Source organism: Streptomyces akebiae, from assembly GCF_019599145.1.
GTDB classification, from domain to species: domain Bacteria; phylum Actinomycetota; class Actinomycetes; order Streptomycetales; family Streptomycetaceae; genus Streptomyces; species Streptomyces akebiae.
In genome coordinates, this window is record NZ_CP080647.1 from 10,243,095 (window position 1) to 10,257,202 (window position 14,108).

Here is a 14,108-nt window from a genome sequence, read left to right on the forward strand (position 1 = left end):
TGAGCCGCGCACGGCTATCCCTCGTCGAGGAAGATTGTGCGTCCGCTGTCAGGGAGGTACGCGGCCGCCGAACGCACGGGTCCCCGCACTCCTTAGGAACGACTGGTGACTGGGCGATGTTTCTCGAACTTCCATCCGACGTCCTGGACGCAGCAGGGCAAACGGCGGATCACCAGCTATTGGTTCGGGACGATCAGGCCGCGTGGCCGTAGCGCTCTGATCTCGAAGTCGCAGTCTTCGGGTGCCTGCTGCCTCGGCGGGAAGGCCGCAGGCGGGCATACCGCACCCTGAACGCGGCCCTGCCGTCCGGCCTTGGCCGTTGGCGGTTTCGGTGAGGAAGCGGCCCACGGTCCCGAGCTGGCTCAGAGCTTCGGTGGTGGCCACTGTCGCCACCTCGATCCGGTGACCAGCGGCCCGGTAGGCGAGGAGGAGGCGCTGAAGTCGTCGGAGTCGGCGAGCGCGGACTCCACCACGGCGTCGAAGCGCCGGTCGCGGACGTGGGCTTCGACGGCGGCCTGCCAGCGGACGGTATCGGGGCGGACCAGGGCTGCGCCCGTACGGACATCGGTGGCCAGGAGACCCGAGTAGTGCCGGTGCGCGGGCTTGTACAGGTCCCGGCTGACCCGCACCGCTGCGCCACGACCGTCCAGGACCGCCTGGACGAGGTCGGCGATGTGGGTCTTGCCGCCCCCGGCTGCCCGGCGACGACGACAACGACCGGTCGGGCTTGCGCGACAGCGCTCTGTGTCAGGGCCGGGAGGATGACGAACAGGCGCCGGCAACCGTCCACTGCGGAACTGCGGTTCGCCGAGGACCTCGCCCGGATCCCGTGGTCGGCGACAGATTCGATCGCCAACGGTCTGTCGTCGCCTTCATCGAGGGCGAGCTGCCGGGTGGCCCGGGCGTCGGGTCGGAGGGCATCAGCACGCAGGGCGATACCGCGGACCCGAGCGCGCTGAAGCCCCAGGGACTCGTACGGCGCGTACGCCGCGCGGGCCAGGACCACGGTGTGATGGGTGGCTTCGGGAAGGGTGCGGCCGCGTCGGGTGGAACTGTGGTCGGCGTAGCGGACGGTGCAGGTCAGACTGGTGCCGATCTGGCCGGAGTCGCGGAGGCGGGCGGCGAGGGCGAGCAGGGCGCGCCGGTGCTGGGCAGGGTCGAGTTCGTCGCGTTCGAAGCGGTGCTCAGCGCTGATGCTCGCCGGTGCGGGGGTGAGGCCGACGACCGTGGTGTCCCGGCCGAGGGCATGCTCGTGGAGGGCGCGGCCGGGCCCGGGCGCAGAGGAGGCGCTGCCGGGTGAGCTGGGGGACGTCGCCGACGCCGCCGACCATGTGCAGGCCGTACTCGGCGAGGGTGGCGGACACCTTCGCGCCGATCCCGGGCAGTTCCCGGACCGGTCGGTGCGATCTCTCGGGTTGGTGTCGGTGTTGGTGAGAGTCGGTCGCGCTGGTCCAGGGGTGGGTGTTACGGGGCTGGTCAGCGGCTGTTTACGGGTGGGCAGGCCGCTGTCATGAGGTGAGAGATTAATGGGTGGGATCGCTGTCATGGGGCTTTATCGCATGGCAGCTGATGTTGTCTCAGGTTCGATAGTTCTTATGTGCTGAGGTTGGCCCGGTCGGTGTGATCGTGGGGTGGACCAAGAGGTAGGGGCCGGTCGTGGGCCCGTGCTGCCCAGGGGGTTGGTGGTGCGTCGTCTGCTGGAGCGGCAGCAGGCGGGGGAACTGGCCACGCGGCATGTGCGTGCGGTCGCGGAGACGGTGGGTGTCTCGGAGCGTACGGTGTGGCGCTGGCTGGAGCAGGCCAAGACGACCGGGCAGGTGGAGGCGCCGGTCCGGCAGGGGTATGCGGTGTCGGACGAGGTGTGGACGCTGCTGGGCGAGGTGGCAGGGAATGTCGCTGAGCTGAGACGCCGGCTGGCCGCGGCTGGCGGGGCGTCGGTTCCGTCGGCGTCGACACTGCACCGGGTAATCCGCAGGGACCGCCGGGCGGGCCGGGCGTTGATGGTCGAGCGGGAGCACGTGGTGGCCGGGCCACGCAGGCCCGATCCGCTCAGCGAGCTCGGCCTGAACGTCGTGGCCGGCCAAGGCACAGGCGGGCAGGTGATCCTGCGGGAGCAGAAGCATCTGGCGCAGGTTCCGGTCCTGGTGCCGGGCGCGCAGGTGGTGCACACGTCCGCTGTGCGGTCGGTGCTGCGGACGGTCGCGCACGCGGCCGCGGTGGGGGCGGTGGTGTGTCTGTACGGCGACGCCGGCCAGGGCAAGACCGTCGCGCTGCAGTACGCCCTGTCCCAGCTGCCGCACCCGGCCCGGGTCCGCCGGGTCCATGTCGGTGTGCATCCGACGGTGCCGGAACTGCGCCGGGTGCTCGCGGACGCCCTCGAGCTGGGCAGGCGGCTGCCGCGCGGGGCGGTGGAGGCCGACCTGACGCTGGTGAACGCGCTACGGCAGCCCCGCGTGCTGGTGCTGGACGAGGCACAGCGTCTTCCGGGGCCGGCGCTGGAGTTTCTGCGCGGTCTGTGGGACCACCCGGACACGGACACGGCACTCGTGCTGGCGGGCGCGGGCAGCGAACGGGCGCTGCGCCGGGTGCCCGCGCTGGCCTCTCGGGTGCTGACCTGGGAGTTGGTGCCTCGTCTTCGCCCGGGCGAGGTGGCCGCAGTGATGGCGGCCTTCCACCCGCTGTGGGAGGACGTGAGCGAGGACGATGTCGCGTGGGTGGACGAGCATGTGGGCCACGGCAATTTCCGGACCTGGGCGAAGCTCACCTCGCACCTGACCGCCGAGATCTACGGCAAGAGCCGTGCGGTAGTGGACCGCCGGATGCTGGAGCGGGCCTGCGCACGGCTCATGGGGCCGCTGTGACCGGCGCCTCCGGGATGGGAGAGGCTGGCAGCCACGAGGACGGGCACGCGCGGGGAGGTCTGCCTTCTTCCTCCCTGTCGGCGCTGCGCGGCCCTGCCGTGCGCCGGCTGCTCGCCCTGCGGCAGGACCAGAAACTGACGTCCCGCCATGTACGGCTGATGGCGGAGTCGTTGGAGGTGACCGAGCGCACGGTGTGGCGGTGGCTTGCCGCTGCCGAGCGTGACGAGTCCGCGGCTGCGGAGCCCGGGGCGCGGGCCCAGAGCAAAGGGCGCTTCTCCGTCACTCCGGAGGTGCGCCGCCTGCTGGCCTTGTGGAAGGGCAACGTCGCGGCGGTCCATCGTGAGCTGACCGCTCGCGCGGCCAAGGGCGAGGGGGAGCCTCCTCCGTCGATCCCGACGCTGCACCGGGCGATCCAGCGGGATCTGACGCCGGGGGAGCGGGCGGGGCTTGCGGGAGGGGAACGTGCGGCACGCAAGCACGATGTGTTCCTGGCCCGGGCGCGCGGCTGGCGCAACCAGGTGTGGGAGACCGACCACGTCCAAGCGGCGGTGCTGGTCGACGTCGAGGGCAAGGCCCGCAGGCCGTGGATCACCTGGTTCACCGACTGCGCGACGAACGCGATCACCGGTGTCGCGGTCACGCCGGGGGATCCGTCGCGGGAGTCGGTACTGGCCGCGCTGCGCTCCGCGGTCCTGCGCGAGGACCCCTACGGCCCGATCGGCGGCCTGCCCGAGAAGGTACGGGTGGACCGCGGTAAGGACTTCCTGTCCCGGACGGTGACCGCCGCGTTCGATCTCCTCGACGTGACGGTGGAGGACCTGCCCGCCTACACCCCCCACCTCAAGGGCACCGTGGAGGGCCTGAACCGGGCGGTGGAGAGTATGTTCCTGGCCGCGCTGCCCGGCTATGCCCGCCAGCCGCGCCCCGGCAAACGGGCTTCCCGCCCGAAGGACGAAGTGCTGCTCGGCTTCGAGGACTTCACCGCCCGGCTGCTGGCCTGGACGCTCTGGTGGAACACCGAGCACCGCCCGGCGCCGTTGCGGGGAAAGACTCCGCTTGAGGCGTGGCAGGGGGATCCCACTCCGCTGCGGGACGTGCCCGCGACGGATCTGTGGACGTTCACCCTGGAGGACGCCGGCACCCGCACGCTGACCACCCGCGGCATCCGCTTCAGGAAACGCGACTACGTGGGGCCGTGGATGACCGGCCAGACCGGGATCCAGGTCCGCATCCGCTTCATGCCCCACCACGACCACCGCATCGAGGTGTACCACGCGGCCACTGGCCGCTATCTGGGTCCCGCGGACCTGGCCGACCAGGCCACCGAGGAACAGGTCAGCGCCGTACGGCGAGCACGGGCCGCCCGTGCGCGCCGTCTGAAGAAGGACCTGGAGGCTTCCCAGCGCGAGCGCTACGCCGCCGCCATCCAGCCCGAGGCACCTCAGCGGCTCGGCGCGCTGACCACCGCGCAGGCCGAGGCCGAACTCGCCCAGACTGCCGGGACCGACCTCGCGCAGCTCGCAATGCCGGACCTCATCCCGCCCGCCGCGCCCCCGGCCGACTGGCGTACCCCGCCTTCCCTCGCCACCCGGACCACGCCCTGCCTGCCTGCTCCCGTCCCGTCCGAACCTGCCTCCGACGGCCCACTCGAACCCAATGCACAGACTGCTGAAGACGGAGACGCCTCGTGACCGCGGCCACCTACCAGTACGTCGACCTGCCCGATGCGTCCGTGGTCACCACCCGTGCCCTGCTCACCGCCCGGGAGAACATCTCCGACACCGTCGCCGCCCGCGCCATGATGTGCATCCACGGCGGCGCCGGCTTCGGCAAGACCCTCGCCGTCAACATCTGCCTGCGGGGACTCGAGCCTCACGAGGACGTCCGCAAGATCACTTTCCGGGCCCGTCCCACCGCCCGTGCGGTGCGCTACGAGCTGTTCACCGCGCTCGACCTGGCCGGTGAACCGCCGCGTCATCCCAGTGAGTTCGACCGCCTGCTGAAGACGGCCCTGGCTGAACGTCCCCGCACCTTCCTCGTGGACGAGGCCCAGTGGCTCAACGGGGAGGCATTCGAGTACTTCCGCTATCTGTGGGACGAACCCTCAACCCAGCTCGCGATCATCTTCGTCGGCGGGGAGGGCTGCCACACCGTGCTGCGCCGTGAACCGATGCTGTCCTCCCGCATCTTCATCTGGCAGCACTTCACCCGCCTCACCCCCAGCGAGGTCCTGGAGGCCATCCCGCTGTTTCATCCGGTCTGGGTCGACGCCGACCCCGATGACATCACGTTCGCCGACCAGCACGCCGCGCACGGCAATTTCCGCGCCTGGGCCCAGTTGACTGCCCACACCCGCACTGCCCTGGCCCGCACCGGCCGCCCCCGGGTGGATCAGGAGCTGCTGCGCTGGGCCTTCAGCCGCCTCGCCTGACCACCACGTCACCATGCCGCCAGCCGTGCCACCGTCCGTCGCCGTGGTCCTCGACCCGGGCGACGACGCGGTCCACACGCACACCGCCCTGGCCGCCCACCATCCGCCGTCCGGCCGGATCACCCTGCACCCCGGCCCGGGCACCACCAGCGAAACCGGCCTCGCCCACGACCTTCTGGCCGCTCTGGGCAAACCGCCCCTGCTCCCGGGCCGTTTCCCCGCCGGCCGTCAGCCCGCCTGGGAAGCCGCCACCGCCTGGATCAACGCCCTGCCCGTGAACCGGCTGACCGTCCTGCGCGCCCACCGCCTCACCGCCCGCCGCACGATGCGCCTCCTGGAGCTGCGCGCCCTGACCGGCATTCACCTGACCCTGGTCTGCCACCGCCCTCACCTGCCCGCCGCCCTGCACCAGGCCCTGCAGACGGCCGACTTCGCCATCACCGCCGACTTCCAGGCCGCCCGCCGCCACTACTACGGCACAACCGCTCCCGTACCCCGGCCTGCGGAGGAGCCCGCCCGGCCGGCCAACCGGTGGCTCACCCTGCCCGCACTGGACCGCCTGGTCTCCTACGACAGCCCTGCCCCCTGTACCGCCCCGTGCGTACCGCCGCCGATCACCTTCCGGCACCGCCCGCCACCGACACCCCTCACCGAGCAGGCAGTACAGGAAGTCGCCCGACGCCTCTCCACCGTGACCGCCCACCCCCGCCTGGCCGCCGCCCTCGCCGCCGCCCTCTTTACCGGCGCATCCATCCAGCAGCTCGCCACCGCCCGCCCCGGCGACTACGACGCCGCCGCGGCCACCCTGGCCCTGCACGACCGGACCCGCTACACCGACGGCTGCGCCTCGCACCGGGTGCCGCCGTGGGCACGCGTCTCCCTGAAGGCCGCCGTGTCCTTCGCTCAGCTCGCGCCCGGCCAGGACCAGCATCTGCTGGCCGGCCCCCACGACCGCGTCCACCTGCTGCGCATGGCGGAGGCGGCCAGGCTCCGCCCGCCGCAGCCGCCTGTCGGTCAGCGCACCGGCCCTGTCGGCCGCATCCAGTGGGACTGGCGCGAACGAAAGGAAGCACAGTGCTACGACACGATGCTGACACGGCACCAGATGCCGCCCTCGCTCTGAGCTCGAACCCGCGTGCACGTCAGTCGATGGAGAAAACGGCGAACTCCACGTCGGTGAAGGCGATTCCGAGCCCATGGGCACGCAGGCCTCCGTCCCGGAAGTAGGCATGCCCCAAAGCACGGGCGAGGATCACCATCTGCTGCTGCTCACCCCCGCCGGCGTCCCGGGCGGCGAACAGCTCGCGGGCCACTTCTCCCGACAGGTACTGGGTGATCAGCCGTACCCGCGGATCGTCCGACGAGCCTGCCGGAGCGGCGAAACCGAACCGCGCCCTGGTGTGGAAGACAAACCCGTCGGCCTCGGCCCGGGCCCGTCGGCGGGCGCGCACCAGGGGCTGCCACCGTGCCCTGACGGCCTCATCGATCAACCCCGCATGCACAGCACTTGGACGGCGACGCATTCCCGGCCGGGTCGTGACCCACCTTTGTACCGTGCGCTGGGAGATCCCCAGGAGGACAGCCATGTTCTTCGTGGAGCCCTTCTGCGCCCTGAGCAGGAAACGCACAGCGGCGTCACCAGTAGGCACCGGACGGCTCAGCAGCGCTCGCTCAAGCCCTTTGACGATCTCTCCCATGTCCTCCCCCCGAGCCGTTCTGCCGCCGCACAGCGGCCGTCTGCTCCCTCAGGTCTTTCACACTGGCCCGTTGCCTTTGGCCAGTTCCGGCGTACGCGAGACATCCCTGCGGGTCCTCGGCTACTGACTCTGCTGTCCTATCTCGAGCCTGAGCTCGTCTCACTGAACCTGATCGCCGCTCCGTAGGGTTCGCGCGGCACCCAGCTGGTCGAGCAGCGTCCGTCTTTAAGAAAAGCTAGCTAACTTCTACTAGGTTTCTATAGTCTTCTCCTCGTGAACTCCTACAGCGAGGACCTCGCCAGCGTCGAGCGTGAACTCCGTGAAGCCGAACTCGAGCGTGACCGACTCGGAGCTCATATCGAGGGGCTCAAGGCCAAGCGGGACGCCTTCAAGAAGCTGAGTGCAGCGGTGTCCGAGCCGGGGTCGGCGGTCCAAGACCTCACCAAGGCGGATGCCATCGTCAAGATCCTCAGGGCGTCGCCTCAGCCCATGTCTCTCGGTGATATTGCGGATGCTTTGACCGCCGGGGGCAAGCAAGCCAACCGCAACGGCGTCTCCGTCTACATAGACGGTCTGCTTAAGGCCGGCCGCGTCGTCCGTGTTGCCCGGAACCAGTACCGCGACGCCTGACAACTTCACTGAGGTGCGCCCATAGTTCGGTGAGCGACACCCGGCACTGGGCCGACGCCGCCCAGCTGCCGCCGGCAGACCTCGCGCGGATGCTGGGCACCTATGCGGCCCGGGTGATGACGCCGCGCGGCTCCACCGCCGTCACGGGCCTGGAGCTGATGACCGCGCTGCATCGGCCGACCCGCGCCTCCGAGCCGGACGCGACGGGTAGGCGGCATTCCGAGCACAACCCCGGTTCGCTGGGCAAGGACCCGGTGGACTGCGCGCCGTGCGAGGCCCCCGACGGGCACCCACAGCTGAAGGATCTGCCGCGCTTCCACCGCCGCACCCGGCCGAGGTCCTGGTGGAGGAGGCGTACGACTGGGCACGGCCGCTCACCGACGCCGAATGCACCCTTCGGCACCTGGTGGGCGTCGACGTGAACATGGCCTTCGCCGCCGGCGCCAACGGCCTCACGGTCGGCCTCGGTGCGCCGTCGTACATCAAAGCGCCGGTGTTCGACGCGAAGTTGCCCGGTGCGTGGCTGGTCGACCTTTCCCACGTCGACCTGTTGAGGGTGAAGGTCGCCAAGGACAAGTGGGCGGACCTGGACGCTGACCTGCTGCCTAGCCCGTTCACGCCGAAGGGTGAGCGCCCGACGGTGGTGGCCTGGTACGCCACGCCGGCCGTGGCGTACGCGGTGGAGCTCGGCTACGACGTCACGCCGATCGAGGCGTGGGTGCGCTACGACAACGGCCGTTACCTGGACGGCTGGTACAACCGGCTGCGCGACGCCTACCTCGCCACGATGGCCGACATCGGCGTGCACGCGGACATGCCGCCGGCCGACTTCCTCGCGGCGATGGACGGCTACCGGCAGCGTGACCCGCAGCTGGCGATCGTGGTGTCGGCGATCAAGGCGACCGTGAAGGACGGTATCGGCAAGCTGCGCGAGCGCCCTCGCGGGGAGGGCTGGAAGCCCGGGCAGCCGTGGCGGGCCCTTGCCCGGCCCACCTGGCGCCCGGACATCCGCGTCTCAGGTGCGGGAGCGGCAGCTGGACTTCGGGGACGTTGAGGTACTTGGCCATCCTCGTGGCGGTGCCCCGGGCTGCCACCGGAGCCCGGGGCACTGACCGTTACCTGCCTCGGATTGAGGTGATGAGGTTGATGAGGGCGGCCATCAAGGACGTGGTGCCGCTGATGATCGCGGCGATCTCGCTGGTGTTCATGGGGGCCTTTCGGGTGCCGGGGCCCGGCCCGGCCCGGAGCCGGGCGGGCGGTCGGCTCGGCCCATAACCAGCAGTCGCTGCCCGGCTCCATGATGCACGTCCCTTCATGAAGCCGCCTATCGCCCAGGAGGGTTATCGGCGCAGGGCCCAGGTCATGACGCGGGCGAGGCCCCAGGCGGCGCCGGCGGCGGGGAACAGCGGGAGGGCCGCGGCGAGGTTGCCGAGCAGGATCAACACGACGGCGATGCCGAAAACGATCGTGCCGATCACGGTGAAGACGTAGAAGGCGATGCGCGGCGCGACCCGGGCGGCCTTCTCCCGCAGCTGGCGGCGGCGGTGGGCGCGGCGCAGGTGGGCGACTTGGCGTACGCGTCCCCGTGCGGCCCGCACGTCGTTCTTCTTGACGTCGAGGTCGGCCTCCATCGCGGAGAGCAGCGCGGAGAACGCCTCCGTCACGTCGTGGGCGTCGAGGCCGGTGTCCACCGTGGCGAGGAGCGCGGCAATGGCGTCGGTGACCTCGTCGTCCTCCTTGGTGTCGACGGCCGTCTTCAGCGCGGCGAGCCGCATGTCGAAGCCGGTCTCGATGACCTCGATCCGGTGGGCGGGGGAGGCGCTCATGATGGTGCTCCTGTGCTCGGTTTCGTCCTACGCCCGATACGACGAAGGGCCGGGACCCGACTGTGAAGTCGCAGGTCCCGGCCCGTACGGCGATCGTCTAACGGAAGCGTCCTACCATGCGCGCTCCTCTCGACGTGGCATCAGGTCGCATGCTGCTAAGCCCTCTTGGGCTCCGACGTAACGGGTGTACGGGCGGGCTGTGACCTGCGCGGGGTAAGCCCCGCCGACTGCGGAGCCTTGAGGGTCGGGTCGTCCCACACTGCTACGGGAGTGCGGGCGGCCCGAATGCGCCTGACGATGCTGGCGATGAACGACGTCACGGCAGTGACGACGATCGAGACGATGAACAAGATGCGGTTGAGCACGGGGTTGGTCTCCTTCTCGATGGGCTTGTAATCCGTGGTCACGTTCTTGGTCGTGCTTCTGTCCTTCTTGGTCGTGGGGTTCAGGGCGATCGGCGATAGCCCCACTCGGGCCAGCCGATGAACGCGGAGGGGATCGGACCGATCCGCGCCATCCGTTGGCCCGCGAAGGGATACCCCAGGCCCTAGTCCTGCAGGTGCTCACGCAGGCGCTGACGCACCTTTTCGTCCTTGAGGGCGGCCTGCGCCAGGGACAGGTCCTTGCGTACCGAGGTGACCTTGATGCCCAGCATCTCGGCGATCTCGGCGTTCTCGAACTTGCCGACGTGACGCAGCACGTAGGCCTCGTGCTGCCGCTCGGGCAGCACCTCACTCAGGACGGCCCGGACGCGGAGGTACCCCTCCGTCGCCTCGACGACATCCGGGTCCGTCCACTTCTCCGGCACGGCGCCGTGCTTCTCCAGCGCACGCGCCTCCGCATGAATACGGCGCAGTTCGTCCACGGCCCGCCTGGAGAGAATGGTGGCGATGAACCCGCTGGGGTTCGTGATGACCTTCGGGTACGTGGGGAGGGTTTTGACGATCTGCTCGATGCCGATCTGCAGGACGTCCTCGCCGTGGTGGTACGACACGATGCGCCTGGTGAGCGCGAGCCAGTGCGACCTGTGCGTGACGAGGAGCTCCATGACCGCCTCCTTCGCCTCCTCTGCGGTCATGGCGCGTTTCTTGGCACGGTTCTGGAACAGCTCGGGGATCACTCGCGCCCGCTTACGCGGTCGCCCTGACCCTGCGACTGACTCGGTCACGTTGTTCTTCTCCATCGATCTTCTGGTGACGCCGCCACACCGACCGAGCGCCACCGGGCCGCTACTGCCCCTACCAACCACGACGTCGTGGCTGCGGCACGAAGTGTGAACTGGCAGGTCACAGCGGGAGCTTCCGGGCACGCTGCGCACCAACTCATGCGCCTGGACGGCCGGATACGCGTCGGCGGGCCGGGACGAAGGCCACTGGCCCGCCGCCCCCGTGTCTCACGTCAGGGCCGGGACCAGGACGGCCAGCAGCGCGATGAAGAGCGTCATGACACTGAAGAACACGAAGCTGCCGCGGCCGATGGCCGTGGAGACCGGTGCTCCTCCCTCGCGGGCGACGTTGTATCCGATCAGGCCTGCGATGGCGGAGACCGCGGCGAGGGTGACCAGTGCCAGAAGCAGGGTCAGGAGGTTCTGCGTGCTCACGCCGCACCCCGCTGGTTCTGCCGACGGGTGACGGCCTTGGTGTGCAGCTGTTCCGGGATCCAGATCCGCTTCTCCCGGGCCGCCTGGTACAGGACCGTCCGGAAGCGCGACCTGCGCTGGCGGGCGGCGGCGGGGGAGAGCTTCAACCGCTCGGCGATCTCAGCGTCGGGAAAGCCCATGACCGTCAGACGTACGACCGCCTGCGTGTGCGGCGCCTGCTCATCGAGGATGTCCTCGAAGTCCGTACTGAACACCTCCGAGTCGATCTCGTAGCTGGCGGCCTCGAGCAGTCCGCCGATGCCGGCTTCGTTCGCGGCGTCCTCGGTGAAGTCGTACACGGCATGCAGATGGGCCCAGTGGACCCGCTGCCTGGCCCATCTCACGTACGCGCGCCGGAACACCCACACGCACTGGCCGATGAAGTACGACATCAGGCTGCAGGCGCCGCGGGGTCCGTGGTGGTCGGCCTTCCAGCCCTGTCCACGCTGCAGGTCGCGATGGAACTTACGTGTCGCTTCGGTGAGGACGTCGACCATGATGATGTCCCGCTCGAGAGGGCTGCTGCGCAGCAGGCTCATGTCGTCCTCGTGGACGAAGAACTTCCAGCCCCGCTTCTTGCACTGCCTCACGGCAAGCCGGGCAAGCGTGCCCTCGCGGAGCATGCCGAGCAGGCGCGGCTCGGCCTCCCGGATCAGCTCGATCTCGAACACCTCGTAGGCCAGCCCTTCGAAGCCGCAGCTGGCCAGCTCCTCGATCCGCGCGGCGTCCTGCCCGATCCGGGCCGTGTGCTCCCCGCCCAGCACCGCGTCGATGGTCTCGAAGATCTCTACATCTACGCTCACGGCATAAACCCCCTCGTCCTGGCCTGCTTCAGACCTCCACCGGTTGCTTTAAATGCGCGCGATGAAGCTGCGAAGCAGATCGCTTGTTGTACGGGGTTGTGTGCAGGCGAAGTTGGTGAACGTGACACACCAGCTGAAAATCTTTTTTCGCGAGGCTCAAATACGAGCTTGCGGGCCCGTTATTGCTGCACGGACCCGCAACCGAAACCCACTATCCGGCCATGGGCCGGGCGCCCCTGTGTCCCCATCCTGAGGGGCCAGAGCCGCGCCTCACCTGCAGGCGGGCTCGCTCACGCCCACTGGATGCCCAGCTTGCGCAGCGCGTCCAGCTGCTCCTCCGTGAGCTTCTCCCGCCTGGCCCGGGTGTTGGAGACCCATACGCCCAGCTTCACGGTCACCGGCTCCGCCTCGCCGGCGACCGCGATCTCTTCGCTGTGGCCGCGGGGCACCGGCTTCTGGCCCTCCCGTTTGATCCACTGCGCGAGGGCTGCCATGCCTCGCTGGAACGCCTGTTGCGCCTTGCTCGGGCCCTTCGCCGCCGTACGGCCGGCCGCTGCTGCGGGGGCGGCAGTCGGTGCCACGAGCGGTGCGATGCCCAGTGTGGTGAGCCGTTCCTGTTGGTTGGTGGGTAGCTGGGCCCAGGTGCCCGGCTGCTTCTGCTGCTGGAGCCACTTGCCGATGTCGTCGCCGTCCATCAGCACGCCGGGTGCGATGTCGGGGAGTTGGCCGTCGGCGTCGACGAGGTCGGCGAGGACGCGGTAGTGGCGTTGCCAGTCCAGTGGCCACGGGCAGTCCCAGTCCGGGTCGATCTCGGTCAGCTGCGCCGCGCGCCGGGCGGCCCGCTCCGGGTCCTTGCCCAGGCCGTTCTTCGCGCCCTTGCGCCGGAGGTTGGCCATGTGCTGCCCGACGGGCACCATCGCCTCGCCTTCGCCCCACAACTGATCCTGGCGCGGGGCGAGGTGTCCGGTGGCCCGCCGGTAGGACCGGAGCGCGGCGAGCTTGTTCTCCCACGCCTCCTCGCCCGGCTCCCAGACCATCCCGGCCTCTGGCGCGTTCAGGAGGACCTTGCGCCGCTCCTCCAGCTCACCGGCCCGCAAGGCCTTGCGCTGCTGGTGCACCCACCGCCCAAGCGGAAACGCCTTCGTCGCGCCGACTTCGACCTCGACGTCGTAGGGCACGGCGTAGAGGCCGGTGATCTGATTCTCCGCCCGCCAGCGGATCAGGGCCTGGTAGCCCTCGAGCCATACCAGGGATTCGGGCCGGTAGACCCGGGTGCGCAGGAACGCCGCGATGGTCGCGGCGTCGCGCGGGCTGGAGAAGTGCAGCAGGGCCGATTCTGCCGCGGCGTCGGTTTCGTTCTGCTCTTGGTCCTCGCCGTCGCTCGCGCCGCCGGCCCCGATGATCCGCCCGTCCTCGTCGCGCTGGAGGTGGACCTGGCGCTTGCCGCTGGTGAGGGCGCGGGAGGCGAGCTGCTCGACCAGGCGTTCATCGTGGCTGCGCAGGCCCTGGAGCACGGCCACGAGCGGCTTGAAGCTGGCGGAGGCGACCATGTTGGTGGGGTCTTCGCCGGGCTCGAGGAACACCGGCACGATGATCCTGGCGACCTTGGTGCTGCCGTCTTTGTTGAGCCGGAGGGCGCGGCCGATGTTCTGCACGATCTCGACCTGGGAGCCGCGGGTGTCGGCGAAGCAGACGGCTTCGACGCCCCGTTCGCCGGTGATGTCGACGCCTTCTCCGAGCACGCGAACGCTGGCGAGGAAGGCGCGGTGGACTCGGCGCCCGGCTGCGTCGATGCCGCCTGCGAACTGCCTGATGACCTCGCGCCGCTCGGTCACGAGGTGGTCCCCGCACAGCCACGCCGACCACACCCGGTCCGGCGGCACGTGGCGGCCGGCCTCGAGTTCGTAGAACTCCGCGTTGATGGAGGACTTCGGCAGCTTGTCGGCGGCGGCCAGGTCGTCGTCGGTGGCGTCGTTCATGTACAGCTCGGCAGCCGTCGCCGGGAGCTTCTCCGCGAACGCGGCGGCCTCTTCCACCTTCTGGTGGAACGTCATGACGGTCTTGAGGTTCCACTTCGCCGCGTGTTCCAGGAGCGCGGTCTGCAGGAGCGCCAGACGCCGGCCGCGCCGGGCTTCCTCGGACTCCCCGACGACGGGGGAGGGGTCGCGGATCTCCAGGACGTCGATCTCGAACCCGGCGAGGATCTCCCGCTCGATCGCCT

14 protein-coding genes and 2 pseudogenes are annotated in these 14,108 nt (G+C 69.9%); 7 read left to right on the top strand and 9 right to left on the bottom strand.

Annotated features, from left to right (window positions below):
• Positions 1–362: 362 nt before the first annotated feature.
• Together K1J60_RS46600 and K1J60_RS46605 are read right to left on the bottom strand one after the other, a co-directional pair.
• Positions 363–782, bottom strand: coding sequence for a zeta toxin family protein (locus K1J60_RS46600; protein ID WP_259408209.1), 420 nt, complete (start codon positions 780–782; stop codon positions 363–365).
• Positions 783–937: 155 nt separating this feature from the next.
• Positions 938–1,546: pseudogene (locus K1J60_RS46605) on the bottom strand (DinB/UmuC family translesion DNA polymerase); the annotation flags it as partial.
• 139 nt (positions 1,547–1,685) lie between these two features.
• On the opposite strand from K1J60_RS46605, the gene K1J60_RS44400 reads away from it, so the two are divergent.
• The 4 genes from K1J60_RS44400 (at position 1,686) to K1J60_RS44415 (ending at position 6,415) form a co-directional block, all read left to right on the top strand.
• Entirely contained in the window at positions 1,686–2,861 is a 1,176-nt protein-coding gene (locus K1J60_RS44400; RefSeq protein ID WP_220644298.1) for an ATP-binding protein, read from the top strand.
• Between the two features lie 98 nt (positions 2,862–2,959).
• On the top strand, positions 2,960–4,552 hold the full coding sequence (locus K1J60_RS44405; RefSeq protein WP_220651191.1) for a Mu transposase C-terminal domain-containing protein: 1,593 nt from the start codon (positions 2,960–2,962) through the stop codon (positions 4,550–4,552).
• Positions 4,549–5,292, top strand: coding sequence for an ATP-binding protein (locus K1J60_RS44410; protein ID WP_220644297.1), 744 nt, complete (start codon positions 4,549–4,551; stop codon positions 5,290–5,292). The genes K1J60_RS44405 and K1J60_RS44410 overlap by 4 nt, the downstream gene beginning before the upstream one ends.
• Before the next feature lie 13 nt (positions 5,293–5,305).
• On the top strand, positions 5,306–6,415 hold the full coding sequence (locus K1J60_RS44415) for a hypothetical protein (RefSeq protein WP_259407472.1): 1,110 nt from the start codon (positions 5,306–5,308) through the stop codon (positions 6,413–6,415).
• Positions 6,416–6,434: 19 nt separating this feature from the next.
• Here K1J60_RS44415 and tpg read toward each other — a convergent pair whose 3' ends face one another.
• The gene (tpg, locus tag K1J60_RS47355) at positions 6,435–6,989 is read right to left on the bottom strand and encodes a telomere-protecting terminal protein Tpg (RefSeq protein ID WP_220644296.1); all 555 of its coding nucleotides are present in this window, start codon (positions 6,987–6,989) and stop codon (positions 6,435–6,437) included.
• Positions 6,990–7,262: 273 nt separating this feature from the next.
• Here tpg and K1J60_RS44425 point away from each other — a divergent pair, with 273 nt between their 5' ends.
• From K1J60_RS44425 to K1J60_RS46615, 3 genes and pseudogenes are all read left to right on the top strand, one after another.
• On the top strand, positions 7,263–7,619 hold the full coding sequence (locus tag K1J60_RS44425) for a hypothetical protein (protein ID WP_220644295.1): 357 nt from the start codon (positions 7,263–7,265) through the stop codon (positions 7,617–7,619).
• A 35-nt stretch (positions 7,620–7,654) separates the two neighbouring features.
• Positions 7,655–8,637: pseudogene (locus K1J60_RS44430) on the top strand (telomere-associated protein Tap); the annotation flags it as partial.
• Between the two features lie 128 nt (positions 8,638–8,765).
• Positions 8,766–8,894: a hypothetical protein gene (locus K1J60_RS46615; protein WP_259407470.1), complete on the top strand. Its 129-nt coding sequence runs from the start codon at positions 8,766–8,768 to the stop codon at positions 8,892–8,894.
• Positions 8,895–8,959: 65 nt separating this feature from the next.
• Here the strand turns inward: K1J60_RS46615 and K1J60_RS44435 are convergent, their stop codons facing one another.
• The 6 genes from K1J60_RS44435 to K1J60_RS44460 form a co-directional block, all read right to left on the bottom strand.
• Positions 8,960–9,445: a hypothetical protein gene (locus K1J60_RS44435; protein WP_220644294.1), complete on the bottom strand. Its 486-nt coding sequence runs from the start codon at positions 9,443–9,445 to the stop codon at positions 8,960–8,962.
• 155 nt (positions 9,446–9,600) lie between these two features.
• On the bottom strand, positions 9,601–9,915 hold the full coding sequence (locus K1J60_RS44440) for a hypothetical protein (protein WP_220644293.1): 315 nt from the start codon (positions 9,913–9,915) through the stop codon (positions 9,601–9,603).
• A 77-nt stretch (positions 9,916–9,992) separates the two neighbouring features.
• Complete coding sequence (locus K1J60_RS44445; RefSeq protein ID WP_220644292.1) at positions 9,993–10,523, bottom strand: RNA polymerase sigma factor; 531 nt, start codon at positions 10,521–10,523, stop codon at positions 9,993–9,995.
• A 315-nt stretch (positions 10,524–10,838) separates the two neighbouring features.
• Positions 10,839–11,045, bottom strand: coding sequence for a hypothetical protein (locus tag K1J60_RS44450; protein ID WP_220644291.1), 207 nt, complete (start codon positions 11,043–11,045; stop codon positions 10,839–10,841).
• On the bottom strand, positions 11,042–11,887 hold the full coding sequence (locus K1J60_RS44455) for an RNA polymerase sigma factor (protein ID WP_220644290.1): 846 nt from the start codon (positions 11,885–11,887) through the stop codon (positions 11,042–11,044). Before K1J60_RS44455 ends, K1J60_RS44450 begins: the two co-directional genes overlap by 4 nt.
• A gap of 290 nt (positions 11,888–12,177) precedes the next feature.
• A partial coding sequence (locus K1J60_RS44460) for a helicase associated domain-containing protein (RefSeq protein ID WP_220651189.1) occupies positions 12,178–14,108 on the bottom strand: 1,931 nt, incomplete at its 5' end.

Excerpts from the sequence above, each read along its gene's own strand:
- K1J60_RS46615 (WP_259407470.1), top strand. The coding sequence starts at position 8,766 with ATGAGGGCGGCCATCAAGGACGTGGTGCCGCTGATGATCGCGGCGATC.
- K1J60_RS44435 (WP_220644294.1), bottom strand. The coding sequence starts at position 9,445 with ATGAGCGCCTCCCCCGCCCACCGGATCGAGGTCATCGAGACCGGCTTC.
- K1J60_RS44415 (WP_259407472.1), top strand. The coding sequence starts at position 5,306 with ATGCCGCCAGCCGTGCCACCGTCCGTCGCCGTGGTCCTCGACCCGGGC.
- K1J60_RS44445 (WP_220644292.1), bottom strand. The coding sequence starts at position 10,523 with ATGACCGCAGAGGAGGCGAAGGAGGCGGTCATGGAGCTCCTCGTCACG.
- tpg (WP_220644296.1), bottom strand. The coding sequence starts at position 6,989 with ATGGGAGAGATCGTCAAAGGGCTTGAGCGAGCGCTGCTGAGCCGTCCG.